This window comes from Pseudorhodobacter ferrugineus DSM 5888, from assembly GCF_000420745.1.
In the GTDB taxonomy this organism is placed as follows: Bacteria; Pseudomonadota; Alphaproteobacteria; order Rhodobacterales; family Rhodobacteraceae; genus Pseudorhodobacter; species Pseudorhodobacter ferrugineus.
Genome location: NZ_ATVN01000006.1, coordinates 81,333 through 93,983, shown reverse-complemented (window position 1 = coordinate 93,983; position 12,651 = coordinate 81,333). Strand labels below are relative to the sequence as shown.

Here is a 12,651-nt window from a genome sequence, read left to right as displayed (position 1 = left end):
AAACCTTTCTAAAGCGGTTGGAATTAGGCCCCGATCACGTTGACCGAGGTGTTGGGTTCAAGTTTAACGGTGCCGATTTTGCGGATATGCGCCTCGACCACATCCCAGATTGGGGGGCCTTCGGTGCCTTCGTTGACGCTGGCCCAGCCGGCCACGGTATAGGTGCGGGCGGGGTCGATTGCCTCGCCGGATTTCAGAAGGGTCATGTTGGAAATGCGGCTGCCCATCGCAGCGTTCACGTCGATGGTATAGCCCATGCCGCCAACCCGAACCATATCGCCGCCTTGTTGGTAATAGGGGTCGACGTTGAACAGGTTATCGGCCACGTCTTCCAAAATAACATTCAGGAATTCGCCTGTCATTTCGGTGCGGTAGCAGGCGGGGTAAGTCATCGAGGTGGCGTTGTGGATATCTTCACGGGTGATGTTTTCACCGGGCATTACGGATGCCCCCCAGCGCACGCCGGGCGACATTACGATTTCGGCGTCACGCTCGGACAGCATGGCATCGCAGATCAGATCATCCCATGTGCCGTTAAAGTTGCCGCGCCGATACAGCAGGCTGTCGGTGGTGCCGATAACCTCTTCCAACTGGTCCTTGAACGGTGCGCGTTCCGCATCAATCAGGGTGGCCATTTCGGCATCAGGGGTGATGACATCCGCGAAGATCGGGATCAGTTTGTGTCTGAAGCCCATCATTTTGCCATCGCGCACGTCGAGATCCACGCGGGAAACGTATTTGCCGTGCGAACCGGACGCGATGAGGATGGTTTCACCGACCAGCACGGGTTCAGGGATGGCGTCATGGGTGTGGCCGGTCAGGATGACGTCGATACCCGTGACGCGGGACGCCATTTTGCGGTCAACGTCAAAGCCGTTGTGCGACAGAACGACGACAAGGCCTGCGCCCGCTGCGCGCACTTCATCCACCATTTCCTGCATGCGTTCATCACGAATACCGAAGGAATATTCGGGGAACATCCAGCCGGGGTTGGCGATGGGCATATAGGGGAAGGCCTGACCGATTACGGCAACTTTGGTGCCACCGCGTTCGAACCATGTGTAGGGCTCAAACGCGGGTTCATCCCACTCGGCGTCAAAAATGTTCTGGCCAAGGAATGGGAATGGAAGCGCGTCAACGATCTCCTTGACCCGTTCGGTGCCAAGGGTCCATTCCCAATGGCTGGTCATCGCCTCGACGCCCAGTTTGTTCATGACATTGACCACATCCTGACCTTTGGTCAAAAGGCTGGTCATCGAGCCGTGCCATGTATCGCCGCCATCAAGGATAATCGCCTCTGGCCTCTCTGCGCGGATCGCTTTGACAACGGTGGCCACGCGGTCCATGCCGCCCATTTTGCCGTAGGTTTTACCCAGTGCGGTAAAGTCCTCATAGGTCAGGGCATAGGCCTCGGGAGAGCCCGGTGTCAGGTTGAATTGCTTGATAAAATCGGCACCTGTCACATGCGGCGGAATGCCTTTTACATCGCCCACACCGATGTTGATTTCAGGTTCGCGGAACCAGATCGGTTTCAGCTGGGCGTGGATATCGGTGATATGGATCAGGGTCACATTACCAAAGGCATCAAACTGCAACAGTTGATCCTGTGTCAGGACCTGTTGGGCCGCAAGGCGGGACCAATTGCCAACGCCAGAAGCGCCATACAGGGCGGATGCGGCCACCGAGGCCTGTAAAAACTCGCGCCGCGAGATCATGCTGTGATCCTTTCGTTTCAGGCAAACCTTACCAATGCGTCCAAAATGGACGGGCAAGGCCTTTTAGATTATCAAAAAAGTTCCAAACAAATGCGGGCGCCCCAAGTTAGGAGGCGCCCGAAATAGTTAGTGACGGACAGAAACGCCTTCAACAGCCAGACCATTGCCGCGCGAAGCGACATAGAGTTCCAGCGCGTTGAATTCATCCGATCCAGCCTTGAAGGTTTCGGCGCGGGTATCGCGAACGCAACCGACAAAGCGGCTTTGCGGCGAAACAAGACCCGCATCTTTCAGGCGGTACACTGGAAAGCCATTGGTCTGACCTTGGGACAAATGGTCCGAACGGATGTAATTGCCGTAGTTGTCTTCGTGACAGTTGGCGCAAGACATCTCTAGCTGACCGTAGCGGGTATAATAGATTTCCTTGCCCTGTTCATAGATCGGGGCATTGGCACCATCAATCGCCACATTCATCAACTGACCACGCGACTGATGCGAGATAAGCGCAAGCATATCTGTCATCTGAGCACCGCGCAGGTTCAATGCCTCGGCCCCCATACGGGTGGTGCGGCAGTCGTTGACATAGGCCTCGATATTCATGACCTTGCCGGTCTTTTCATCGACGCGCGGGGTAACAGCGCGCAGGCCAGCCATGCTTTCAGGCCCTTCGTGGCAGGACGCGCAGGATTTACCTTCGGTCCCGTCCACGGCGTTCCACGTATCCAGCCCACGATCGACAAAGATCATGCCGGGATTGTCGAAATCGTCCATCTGCATGGCGCGGGTTTCTGTATCGCGAAATGCCCAGCCCGAAACCAGATCAGGCAACGCGCCGTTAAGGTGCGCCGGGGCCGGGGCACGAATCGTAATTTCTGTACCGTCGATGACAAGCGCGTCATCCACGGGTTCGGCAAAGGCTGCGCCCGTGAAGGCAAAGCCAAGCATAGCGGTTGCGGCAAGCGCTGTTGTGATTTTCCGCTGCTTCATAGTGTTTCCTCCCTATTTTTGCTACGGAAAATCAGGCGAATTCGATTGGCTTGCTGTCTTCATAGACAGAGCCATCATCATCATACCAAGTGAACTTGAATTCACCTGCTTCACCGATCATCGCTTCGAATTCGATGTAAGGGTTGGTTGAAATTGCGGGTTCAAGCGTGACGTCGATCACGTTTTTGCCGTTAAAATCGCAAGTGAAACGGTTGATGATCGAACGTGGGATCAATGCGCCGTCCTTGTCCTTGCGCTGACCGGATTCCATTGGATGGCTGATCAGCGTTTTCAGAACAACTGCCTCGCCAGCCTTGGCTGACTTCGGCACTTTTACGCGGGGTTTTACGTCGTTTGCCATGTGTTTCTCTCCCTAACTCAGCCGCCGCAGCCGCCGATGGTGACCTTAACTTCCGAAGACGTGCGCACGAAGGTGCCGTCTGCCAGTTTGGCGATGGCAACAACGTCTTGGGTCTTGGACAGACGAATACGGGTCGAGGCCATATGTGCCCCTGCCAATTCGCCAAAGTTAAAGGTGGCAACTGCCGGTGTCGGGTTGCCTGCTGCCAGAATAAGAATGGCAGATGCGCCGGGTGCATCGACGGACACGGGAACCGTGTTGCCGTTTTCAGCGATTTCCGGTGCGGTCAGTGTAACGCCTGCGCCATCGGTCACAGCAGCACCACCTGTAAAGGCGGCAACGGCGTCATCCACACTGGCAAGGGCTGCCATTGGGATTGCAGCCGCAGCCACGCTTCCCAAAGCAAGCACAAGGGCTTCTCGTCTTGAAAGGATCATCTCATCACTCCTCAGTCACGTCCGGGCCTTTGCCGGACAGGGGTGTTTACGGGTTTATTCTTTGAACGTCAGCAGATAGGCGACAACGTCTTCGACCTGCTGGGCACTAAGGATGGGTGGAAGCGGCTCGGTGCCTGCTTTGCCGGTATAGGCATCGCCGGGGCGGATATATCCCGCAGTTTGATAGAACGACGGCATAATGGTGCCTTCGAACGTCATTTTCGATTTCGCAATGATGCCGCGAAGCTGTGCTTCGGTCCAGCGGTCTGCCGCGCCGTCAAGGGCGGGGCCTACGGTGCCGGGGAACGGAATGTCCTTGCTGATTTCAGCGGCGTGGCAAGCCACACAATTGCCCAAAGCAGCGGTCGCAAAGACTTTTTTGCCTTCAACCGCATCGCCCGGCGTGCCGGATAGTGATTGTTCGATTGCCCCGTCCGTGTATTCCACGTTTTCCGGTGCAACCTGTGCCATCGCCATGCCAGCGCTAAGCGCAGAAATAGCCATGCCAAGTATAAATTGGCGCTTCATTCGAAGACCTCCCTGTTTCCTCCGAATCCGACGATAGACCATGCATGCCTTGGTATGCAATAATGATATTTCAATTATTGCATATCTTCCTGCCCGTTAGCGCTATCTAAGGCGGCCAACGGTTACGATTGTATCAAACGGGTCTGTTGGCAGGGGCGTCTTGCGCAGTTTTGCCTTTCATCAACCCTGATCCGCCATTGTGCGGGCAAGGTACTTTTGAAAGTGTTCGCCGCTGTCATAGCTTTTGTCCTTGACCCAAGTCAAAAGCGCCGCGGTGGTTCCCGTGCCAAAAGCGCCGGGCATAGACACGACTGCGGCTTGGGCCGCGGTCTGGCCATCCGTCACGGTTTCGGGAAAAAACATCATGGTGGGGGTGAAAACGATGCCCCAACGCCGTGCCATATCCTTTTCCGGCAGGGCGGTGCCGTCAAAATCTGTGACCTCGATGTCGCCGAACAGGTTCATCTGCACGACAAAGTAATTCTCACGTATCAATGCGTCGATCGCGGGGTCGGGAAACACCTCTTCATGCATCTTGGTGCAATAGATGCAGCCGCGCTGCTCCCAGATCACCAACAGGCGCTTGCCGGTCGCATTTGCCTCGGTCAGATCCTCACGCAGGTCTTTGAACGTGTCACGCAGCCAAGTGGGTTTGTGCAATCCATCATCGCCCAGTTCGGCAGCATGGACGGGCAGGGCAAGGGCGATCAGTGTGGCAAAAGTGGCGAAAAGGCGTGTCATAGGGGCCTCCTGTAAACGGGGTTATTTAAGGGTTCCGGACCAGTCAAAATTGCGGATCATGAAATCGGCGATGTAATTGACCGAATTTGTGGCGATCAGAATGGCGAACACAATAAGCATCACCCCCATAATCTTTTCCACATAACCAAGGTATTTGCGGTTGCGCCCAACCCAAGCGAGGAACGGCTTGGCAAAAAGGGCTGCGATCACAAAGGGCAGCGTCATCGCCAGCCCGTAGACCAGCAACAACGACCCGCCCAACCACAAATCGCCCGAGGCCGAGGCCATGAACAAAATCGCCGCCAATGCAGGCCCAACACAAGGCGTCCAGCCAAAGCCAAAGGCAAGCCCCATCACATAGGCACCAATAAAGCTCGACGGTTCGGTTTTTGCATCCAGCCGCGCCTCACGGTACAAAAACGGCACTTTGATAATACCCAGAAAATGCAAACCAAATACCAGCAACACAGCAGCCGCCACATAAGACAGCTGATCTTTCCACTGAATAAACGCCTGCCCCAAAGCCGTGGCCCCAAGGCCCAACAATACAAAGATCGACGTGACCCCCAGCGCAAAGGCAATCGCAGACCCCACCAACCGCTTTTGCGCGCCGGGGGCAATACCACCATCCCCGCGTAATTCCTGCATCGAAATCCCCGCCATATAGGACAGGTAAAACGGCACCATCGGCAAAATGCACGGCGACAGAAAACTCAACAATCCGGCCAGCGCCGCACCGCCGTAACTGATCTCAAACATAGCGCACCCGACACCTTTCTTTTCGACACAAATATCCCACGGGGGGTCCGGGGGTGCGACCCCCCCCGGCCTGTCCAATGAAAACAGACGGCTGGGGGCTTGCACCAGTATCGATTCATATTACAATGTGAATATATTTCATTGGAACGTCAATCATGCGCATCACCGTCAAAACCGTCTTTGCTGCATTAGCATTTTCTGCCCTGACTGCGGTGTCTGCCCTGGCCCAAGACCTTACACTTTATATGGTCGAACAGCCCGGCTGCATCTATTGCGATCGCTGGGATCATGAGGTTGGCGACGCCTATCACAAAACCGCCGAGGGGCGTGCCGCACCGCTTGCGCGCATCCAATTGCGCGACCCTTTGCCCGAAGATGTCACCTTTGCCCGCAAAGCCACCTTTACCCCAACCTTTGTTCTGGTGCGCGACGGGCAAGAATTGGACCGGATCGAGGGCTATCCCGGCGAGGACTTCTTTTATGGATTGCTAGGGGTGATGCTGAAAAGCGCGGGTGTTACGCCCGAATAGCAAGGAACGCGCATTGTTTTTGCAGGTGGTTGGTGTTTCATGCCATAAGCCCTGAAAAGCGAACAGCAACACGCGCCAAAGGGAAAGGGAGTGCAGGAAATGTCGCCTGACACAGCCAGACCAGAGACCCATACCGGCGCCACTTGCGCCGCCATTCCTCCTGAAAAAATGATGGAAAACGCGGTTGAGGCGTCAAACTTCCTCAAAGCATTGGCGCATGAAGGGCGGCTGATGATCTTGTGTCACCTGTCTTCTGGCCCCAAAAGCGTGACTGAATTGGAAAATTTGCTGGCCTCACGCCAGGCGGCGGTCAGCCAGCAGCTTGCCCGCTTGCGGCTTGAAGGTTTGGTTTCGGCGCGGCGGGATGGCAAGGCGATTTTTTATTCCTTGCAAGACCCCAAGGTCATTCGGGCCGTGGCGCTGGTTTACGATATGTTCTGCAACCCAAGCTGACAGCAAACAACAGGGGCTTCGCATGGAAAATCTACCCTTTGGCGTTTTGGCGGCTTTGGCGGGGCTGATGGCGGGTATCGTGCTGGGACTTGCTGCGCGATTGGGCGATTTTTGTACCCTCGGCGCGCTGGAATCCGCGCTGTATGGTGACGATCAGCGGCGCTTGCGGCTGTGGGGTATTGTGCTGGCCGTAGCGATTTTTGGCACCTATCTGGGCGGCGTGTTGGGGTTCATCAACATCGCAGACAGTTTTTACCATCAAATCGCGTGGAACCCGCTGGCCTCTATCTTTGGTGGGTTGCTGTTTGGCTATGGCATGGCGATGGCGGGCAATTGTGGTTTTGGCGCGTTGGTGCGCTTTGGGGGTGGCGACTTGCGGTCGTTGGTTGTGGTCGTGGTGATGGGGGTGTTTGCCTTTGTCGCCTTGTCCGGCCCGCTGGCCCCGTTGCGGATTGCACTGTTTGCGCAGGCCGATGCGACCGGCCCCCAAGGGATTGCGGCAAGCGTTCAGGCGCTGACCGGCTTTGCGCCCGTTGTCACCGCAGCGGTGATCGCGATGGGGTTTTTGATCTGGGCGTTGGCACATAAGGGTTTGCGCGGCTCGCCCCGCCAATTGGCATGGGGTGTGGCGGCAGGGCTGGCAGTCGTATGGTCTTTCGCCGCGACAAGCTGGTTGGCGCGCGAAAGTTTCGGCGCGGTACAGGTCGAAGGCTTGTCCTTTACCGCACCTTTGGGCCGCACATTGATTTGGTTGATGACCTCGACTGCGGGGGGCATTTCGTTTTCGGTGGGCACGGTGTGCGGGGTTTTGGTCGGCGCGCTGGCAGGGTCGCTGTGGCGCGGAATGTTTCGCTGGGAGGCGTGCGAAGACCCGCGTGAATTGGGCCGCCAAGTGTCGGGCGCGGCCATGATGGGCGTGGGTGGTGTGGTGGCGCTGGGCTGTTCGGTGGGCCAAGGCGTTTCGGCCTTTGCCACATTGGCATGGTCTGGGCCTGTTACCTTGGCGGCAATTGCGGTGGGTGCCATGTTCGGCTTGCGCCAGTTGATTGGCGGGTTTCAGCCGGATTAGAGCCTGTTTGCAGGTTTCATCGCGTCACTGATCTGCATCGGAACACGGCGGCCTTGGCCGGGTTTGCCGATGATTTTTCCATTCTGCACCACCACCGCGCCGCGTGACAGCACTGTCACGGGCCAGCCCGTCACCGTATACCCCGCAAAGGGGTTATAGCCGCAATTATCATGTAGATCGTTTTCGCCAAAGGTGCGTTTGTGTGCAGGATCCCAAATCGCGATGTCGGCGTCCATTCCGATGGCGATGTCGCCCTTGCCAGCCAGACCAAAGACTTGCGCAGGATTTGTGGCGGTCAGACGCACGAAATCAGCGATGGACAGACCGCGCTGCATCATCGCGTCAAACATTAGGGGCAAACGGGCCTCTAACCCTGGCATGCCATTGGCGATGCGGTTGAACGGCGCATCGCTGCCATGCGCGAATTTGCCGGTTTCGTCCATCCGGTAAGGCGCATGATCGGATGTGACGGCTTGCAGATCGCCGTTTGCCAAAGCCGCCCACAGTGCCGCGCGGTCTGTTGGTTCGCGCTGTGGCGGGCTGCACATAAAGGCGGCTCCATTGGGTTGGTCCAGAAGTTCGGGGCCTTGCAGTAGGTAATGCGGGCAGGTTTCGGCCACAACTTGCACGCCCCGCGCGCGGGCTTGGGCCAATACCTCCAGCCCTTCAACCGTTGAGACGTGAAAGATCATGATAGGCTGATCGGCGGCCTGTGACAGATAGCACATGCGGCTGATCGCCTCGACCTCGGCCAGACGCGGGTGCGACGCGGGGTGGTATTTTGGCGCGACCTTGCCCGCCGCCAACAATCGCTTGGTCGCCCAGCGGATCAACCCGTCATTTTCGGCATGAAAACACACCAGCGCGCCGTGATCACGGGCGGTGCAAAGCGTCTCTAATATGGCCTCATCATCCAGCCGCACCTTGTCATAGGTGGTAAAGATTTTGATCGACCGATGTCCAGCTGCGATTAGCGCGGGCAAATCATGGGTCAGGTTTTCGCCCGAAACATCGGCCACGATGGCGTGAAACGCATGGTCAATCAGCGCGCCTTTTTCGGCCAGTTTGGCATAGTTAGACACTGTATCGCGCAAGCGCATCCCCGGATGCTGGGCAGCAAAGGAAATGGTCGTGGTGGTGCCCCCAAAGGCCGCAGACCGCGTTGCAGACTCGAACGTATCGGCATTCATCAATCCCGCGCCCGAAAGCTGTTCAATATGGCAATGGCTGTCCACCCCGCCCGGCAGAACTAGAAGGCCGGTTGCATCCATTTCAGGACCTGATTTGGCGATGTTAGAGCCTATTTCGGCAATCTTGCCGTCTTTGATCGCCAGATCAGCGGGCAAGGTTCCGGTTGATGTTCCGAGGGTGCCGTTACGGATAATCAGGTCATAGCTGGGCATGGGATTGGCCTTTGTTGTGTGCTGCCAGTCTATGCGCAAAAGGCGGTGTTGCAAGGGCGCGAAACAGCCCCCAAGATGCGCGCACAGGGGGGGCAGTGATGACGATACATATTTTGAACCCGAACAGCTTGGTCCAAGTGACCGACGGTATCACGCGGGCCGTGGCCCCGATTGCGGCGGCGTCACCCGTGCCGATTATGTGTCATACGCTGGCCGTGGGGCCGCCTGGCATTGAAACACAGGCGCATGTCGACGGGGTGGTGACGCCCTTGCTGGCACAGGCAAAAGCGTTGGAAACAAGCGCTTCGGCTTTTGTTATTGCTTGTTTTTCCGATCCGGGGCTTGCGGCGTTGCGCGAACAATCCCGCGTGCCGGTGCTGGGTATTGCCGAATCGGCGGTGCTGACGGCGATGACGATGGGGCAACGATTTGGGATCATCTCTATCCTGTCCAAATCCATCCCGCGGCATATGCGGTATCTGGGCGCGATGGGGGTTTTGGACCGGCTTGCGGGCGATTTGCCGCTAGAGTTAGGTGTACAAGCGCTGGCGGATGAGGACAGAACCTTTGCGCGACTGGTTGAGGTTGGCACGGCCTTGCGCGATACACGCGGGGCCGAGGTACTTATCCTTGGTTGTGCCGGAATGACCGCCTTTCGGGCAAGGTTAGAGATTGAATTGAACATAAAGGTGGTAGAGCCGTGTCAGGCCGCCGCAGCAATGGCCGTGGGGCGCGTGGCGTTGGCACGTGCGCAATAAGGGAGAAGACGATGTTGGATGAAAGCGCGAATGGCGTTTATGTGATCGCGGTGACGCCGTTTTTGCCGGACGGTTCGGTGGATATGGACAGCACCGACCGGATGGTCGATTTCTATCTGGATGCAGGTGCCACAGGCCTGACCGTGTTGGGGATCATGGGCGAGGCGCCAAAGTTAACAGGTGCCGAAAGTGCCGCGTTTGTTAAGCGGATCGTCAATCGGGTTGCGGGGCGTGTTCCCGTGATAGTCGGGGTATCGGCGCCCGGTTTTGCCCAGATGGAAGGCCTGACGAAATCGGTGATGCATGATGGTGCTGCGGGTGTGATGATCGCGCCCCCCAGCCATTTGCGCACCGATGACCAGATCGTCGGCTATTACCACCAAGCGGTTGAATTTATCAGTGACGCACCTTTTGTGGTGCAGGATTTCCCCTTGGTCACGGGCGTGCAAATGTCGGTGCCGGTGATCGCGCGGATTGTGCGGGATTTGCCGACTTGCGTGTGTTTGAAGCATGAGGATTGGCCAGGCTTGGAGAAAATCGGCACTTTGCGCAAAGAGGGCACGCTGACCCGCCGGATTTCGATTCTGTGCGGCAATGGCGGGGTGTTCTTGCCCGAGGAAATGGCGCGCGGGGCGGATGGGGCAATGACCGGCTTTGCCTATCCTGAAATGATGGTGTCGGTGGTGAACAATCATCTGGCCGGCACGCCCGACCGCGGGCGCGATTTGTTCGACGCCTATCTGCCGTTGGCGCGGTTTGAACAGCAGCCAGGCTTGGGGCTGGCCATTCGCAAACATGTTCTGGCCAAGCGCGGCGTGATTGCCCACGCCACCCAACGCAGACCAGGTGCGGCGCTGTCGCCCGCTGGCGTGGCCGAGGTCGAGCTGTTGATGGGCCGTCTAGAGCGGCGTTTGGCTGAATTGGGGTGAAAACGACCCTAATGCATTAGAACGCGATTTGTGCCTTCATCGCGACGGCGCGGTCCGAGGCGACGGTAAACGCCTCGACCGCGCGGTCCAGCGGCAAGGTGTGGGTGATCAGGGGCTTTACGTCGATCAGCCCCTTTTGCATCAGCCCCACACCTGTCGCAAATTCGCTGTGAAAGCGGAACGATCCGCGCAGATCAAGCTCTTTGGCCGTGATCGCCATCATTGGCAGCGACATATCACCACCAAGGCCAAGCTGCATGATCACCCCGCGCGGGCGCATCGCCATGATGCCCGCGCTCAGGGCGGGGGCGGCACCCGAACATTCAAACAGCACGTCGAAATAGCCTTTGTTGGCACTGTATTCGGCAAGCGCCTCGGGGTCTTTCGCGGTGTTGATGGTGCGATCCGCGCCGACGGTTTTGGCCAAAGCCAGCGTGAAATCGGACAGGTCGGTCGCCACGATCTCGGCCGCCCCCGCGCGCCGCGCCGACAGGATTGACAGTGCCCCGATGGGCCCGCACCCCGTCACCAACACCCGCTTGCCCAATATATCGCCCGCGCGGCGTGTGGCATGCAGGGTAACGGCCAGCGGCTCGGCCATCGCCGCCTCTCCCGCCGTTAACCCATCGGCGGGCACGCATTGGCTTGCCATAGCAACCAGATCTTGGCGGAACGCGCCTTGGATATGGGGGAATGGCATGGCCGAGCCATAAAACCGCATGTTTAGACACTGATTCTGCAGCCCCTCAGCGCAATAGCGACAATTGCCGCAGGGACGCGAAGGCGACACGGCCACCAGTTGGCCCACTTGCAGCCCATCCACACCAAGCCCCAATTCGGTGACATAGGCCGACACTTCATGCCCCAGAACCATCGGTTCCCGCAGCCGGATCGCGCCAAAACCGCCGTGGTTATAATAATGCAAATCCGACCCGCACACCCCGCCAGTGGCCAGCCGCAACCGCACCTCTCCGGCACCGATATCCGCAATCGGCACGTCCTCGATGCGCAGGTCGCGGGCGGCATGGATGACAATGGCTTTGGTTGTTTGCGGCATAATGCATTTCCTGAATGGCGGCGGCGTATTTTTGGTATACCATAATTTTCAGCAACGGAATGATCAAAGTTCGGGCGGTCCAATTGCCCAACCAGATAGAAAAGGAAAGCGGATGGAACTGTTCAGCCTAAAGGGAAAACGCGCGCTGATCACCGGATCGTCGCAAGGGATTGGCTTTGCCTTGGCAAAGGGTCTGGTCGCGGCAGGGGCCGAGGTGGTGTTGAACGGGCGTGATGCCGGAAAACTTGCCGCTGCCGCTGCGCAAATCGCAGGGGCCAAAACGCTGGCCTTTGACGCTACAGACCATGATGCCGTGCGTGCTGCGGTGGACGGGTTTGAGGCCGATGTCGGCCCGATTGACATTCTGGTCAATAACGCGGGCATGCAGCATCGCACAGCACTGGAGGATTTCCCTGCCGACGCGTTTGAACGCCTGCTGCAAACCAATATCGCCAGCGTGTTCCACGTGGGCCAAGCCGTCGCGCGGCATATGATTGTGCGCAAGGCGGGCAAGATTATCAACATCGCCAGCGTGCAAACCGCGCTCGCCCGCCCCGGGATTGCGCCCTATACCGCAACCAAAGGCGCTGTGGGCAACCTGACCAAGGGCATGGCAACCGACTGGGCCAAGCACGGCCTGCAATGCAACGCCATCGCGCCCGGCTATTTCGACACACCGCTGAACGCCGCCTTGGTCGCTGACAAGGATTTCAGTGCTTGGTTGGAAAAGCGCACGCCCGCAGGCCGTTGGGGCAATGTCGAGGAACTTGTGGGGGCCTGCGTCTTCCTCTCCTCGGCCGCGTCCAGCTTTGTGAACGGTCACATTCTATACGTCGACGGAGGCATTACCGCATCACTCTAAGGCCAAATTGCGCCAAGTTAGAGCCTGTTAAATGGCTCAAATCCAAAAATCGAGCTGATTTC

15 protein-coding genes are annotated in these 12,651 nt (G+C 57.7%); 6 read left to right on the top strand and 9 right to left on the bottom strand.

Annotated features, from left to right (window positions below):
• Positions 1–23: 23 nt before the first annotated feature.
• The 7 genes from soxB to G560_RS0107185 all read right to left on the bottom strand — a co-directional run bounded on the left by soxB (position 24) and on the right by G560_RS0107185 (position 5,528).
• The gene (gene soxB, locus G560_RS0107215; protein ID WP_022703645.1) at positions 24–1,715 is read right to left on the bottom strand and encodes a thiosulfohydrolase SoxB; all 1,692 of its coding nucleotides are present in this window, start codon (positions 1,713–1,715) and stop codon (positions 24–26) included.
• A gap of 126 nt (positions 1,716–1,841) precedes the next feature.
• Positions 1,842–2,702: a sulfur oxidation c-type cytochrome SoxA gene (gene soxA / locus G560_RS0107210; protein ID WP_022703644.1), complete on the bottom strand. Its 861-nt coding sequence runs from the start codon at positions 2,700–2,702 to the stop codon at positions 1,842–1,844.
• Positions 2,703–2,733: 31 nt separating this feature from the next.
• On the bottom strand, positions 2,734–3,063 hold the full coding sequence (gene soxZ, locus G560_RS0107205; protein ID WP_022703643.1) for a thiosulfate oxidation carrier complex protein SoxZ: 330 nt from the start codon (positions 3,061–3,063) through the stop codon (positions 2,734–2,736).
• Between the two features lie 17 nt (positions 3,064–3,080).
• Positions 3,081–3,500, bottom strand: coding sequence for a thiosulfate oxidation carrier protein SoxY (soxY, locus tag G560_RS0107200; protein ID WP_022703642.1), 420 nt, complete (start codon positions 3,498–3,500; stop codon positions 3,081–3,083).
• 54 nt (positions 3,501–3,554) lie between these two features.
• Complete coding sequence (gene soxX, locus G560_RS0107195; RefSeq protein WP_022703641.1) at positions 3,555–4,028, bottom strand: sulfur oxidation c-type cytochrome SoxX; 474 nt, start codon at positions 4,026–4,028, stop codon at positions 3,555–3,557.
• A 180-nt stretch (positions 4,029–4,208) separates the two neighbouring features.
• Complete coding sequence (locus G560_RS0107190; RefSeq protein ID WP_022703640.1) at positions 4,209–4,769, bottom strand: thioredoxin family protein; 561 nt, start codon at positions 4,767–4,769, stop codon at positions 4,209–4,211.
• Positions 4,770–4,790: 21 nt separating this feature from the next.
• Complete coding sequence (locus G560_RS0107185) at positions 4,791–5,528, bottom strand: cytochrome c biogenesis CcdA family protein (protein WP_022703639.1); 738 nt, start codon at positions 5,526–5,528, stop codon at positions 4,791–4,793.
• Positions 5,529–5,683: 155 nt separating this feature from the next.
• Here G560_RS0107185 and G560_RS0107180 point away from each other — a divergent pair, with 155 nt between their 5' ends.
• The 3 genes from G560_RS0107180 to G560_RS0107170 all read left to right on the top strand — a co-directional run bounded on the left by G560_RS0107180 (position 5,684) and on the right by G560_RS0107170 (position 7,580).
• Positions 5,684–6,058, top strand: a complete 375-nt coding sequence (locus G560_RS0107180) for a thioredoxin domain-containing protein (RefSeq protein ID WP_022703638.1) — start codon at positions 5,684–5,686, stop codon at positions 6,056–6,058.
• Between the two features lie 99 nt (positions 6,059–6,157).
• Positions 6,158–6,511 (top strand): ArsR/SmtB family transcription factor, encoded by a 354-nt coding sequence (locus G560_RS0107175; protein WP_022703637.1) that lies wholly within the window; start codon positions 6,158–6,160, stop codon positions 6,509–6,511.
• A gap of 22 nt (positions 6,512–6,533) precedes the next feature.
• Positions 6,534–7,580 (top strand): YeeE/YedE family protein, encoded by a 1,047-nt coding sequence (locus G560_RS0107170; protein WP_022703636.1) that lies wholly within the window; start codon positions 6,534–6,536, stop codon positions 7,578–7,580.
• Here G560_RS0107170 and hydA read toward each other — a convergent pair.
• Complete coding sequence (gene hydA, locus G560_RS18765; RefSeq protein WP_022703635.1) at positions 7,577–8,983, bottom strand: dihydropyrimidinase; 1,407 nt, start codon at positions 8,981–8,983, stop codon at positions 7,577–7,579. The genes G560_RS0107170 and hydA overlap by 4 nt on opposite strands.
• Positions 8,984–9,081: 98 nt before the next feature.
• Here hydA and G560_RS0107160 point away from each other — a divergent pair, with 98 nt between their 5' ends.
• Both G560_RS0107160 and G560_RS0107155 read left to right on the top strand, forming a co-directional pair.
• Complete coding sequence (locus tag G560_RS0107160; RefSeq protein WP_022703634.1) at positions 9,082–9,741, top strand: aspartate/glutamate racemase family protein; 660 nt, start codon at positions 9,082–9,084, stop codon at positions 9,739–9,741.
• Positions 9,742–9,752: 11 nt separating this feature from the next.
• On the top strand, positions 9,753–10,670 hold the full coding sequence (locus tag G560_RS0107155; protein WP_022703633.1) for a dihydrodipicolinate synthase family protein: 918 nt from the start codon (positions 9,753–9,755) through the stop codon (positions 10,668–10,670).
• Between the two features lie 16 nt (positions 10,671–10,686).
• On the opposite strand, the gene G560_RS0107150 is transcribed toward G560_RS0107155, so the two are convergent.
• Positions 10,687–11,727 (bottom strand): L-idonate 5-dehydrogenase, encoded by a 1,041-nt coding sequence (locus G560_RS0107150; protein WP_022703632.1) that lies wholly within the window; start codon positions 11,725–11,727, stop codon positions 10,687–10,689.
• Positions 11,728–11,839: 112 nt separating this feature from the next.
• Between G560_RS0107150 and G560_RS0107145 the strand changes: the two genes are divergently transcribed.
• Positions 11,840–12,589 carry an SDR family oxidoreductase gene (locus G560_RS0107145; RefSeq protein WP_022703631.1) on the top strand — a complete coding sequence of 250 codons (750 nt, stop codon included), beginning with the start codon at positions 11,840–11,842 and terminating at the stop codon, positions 12,587–12,589.
• The last annotated feature ends 62 nt before the right edge of the window (positions 12,590–12,651 follow it).

Coding starts and splice junctions, on each gene's coding strand:
- G560_RS0107145 (WP_022703631.1), top strand. CDS start 11,840: ATGGAACTGTTCAGCCTAAAGGGAAAACGCGCGCTGATCACCGGATCG.
- G560_RS0107180 (WP_022703638.1), top strand. CDS start 5,684: ATGCGCATCACCGTCAAAACCGTCTTTGCTGCATTAGCATTTTCTGCC.
- G560_RS0107175 (WP_022703637.1), top strand. CDS start 6,158: ATGTCGCCTGACACAGCCAGACCAGAGACCCATACCGGCGCCACTTGC.
- hydA (WP_022703635.1), bottom strand. CDS start 8,983: ATGCCCAGCTATGACCTGATTATCCGTAACGGCACCCTCGGAACATCA.
- soxY (WP_022703642.1), bottom strand. CDS start 3,500: ATGATCCTTTCAAGACGAGAAGCCCTTGTGCTTGCTTTGGGAAGCGTG.
- soxZ (WP_022703643.1), bottom strand. CDS start 3,063: ATGGCAAACGACGTAAAACCCCGCGTAAAAGTGCCGAAGTCAGCCAAG.
- soxB (WP_022703645.1), bottom strand. CDS start 1,715: ATGATCTCGCGGCGCGAGTTTTTACAGGCCTCGGTGGCCGCATCCGCC.
- G560_RS0107160 (WP_022703634.1), top strand. CDS start 9,082: ATGACGATACATATTTTGAACCCGAACAGCTTGGTCCAAGTGACCGAC.
- soxX (WP_022703641.1), bottom strand. CDS start 4,028: ATGAAGCGCCAATTTATACTTGGCATGGCTATTTCTGCGCTTAGCGCT.
- soxA (WP_022703644.1), bottom strand. CDS start 2,702: ATGAAGCAGCGGAAAATCACAACAGCGCTTGCCGCAACCGCTATGCTT.
- G560_RS0107190 (WP_022703640.1), bottom strand. CDS start 4,769: ATGACACGCCTTTTCGCCACTTTTGCCACACTGATCGCCCTTGCCCTG.
- G560_RS0107185 (WP_022703639.1), bottom strand. CDS start 5,528: ATGTTTGAGATCAGTTACGGCGGTGCGGCGCTGGCCGGATTGTTGAGT.
- G560_RS0107170 (WP_022703636.1), top strand. CDS start 6,534: ATGGAAAATCTACCCTTTGGCGTTTTGGCGGCTTTGGCGGGGCTGATG.
- G560_RS0107150 (WP_022703632.1), bottom strand. CDS start 11,727: ATGCCGCAAACAACCAAAGCCATTGTCATCCATGCCGCCCGCGACCTG.
- G560_RS0107155 (WP_022703633.1), top strand. CDS start 9,753: ATGTTGGATGAAAGCGCGAATGGCGTTTATGTGATCGCGGTGACGCCG.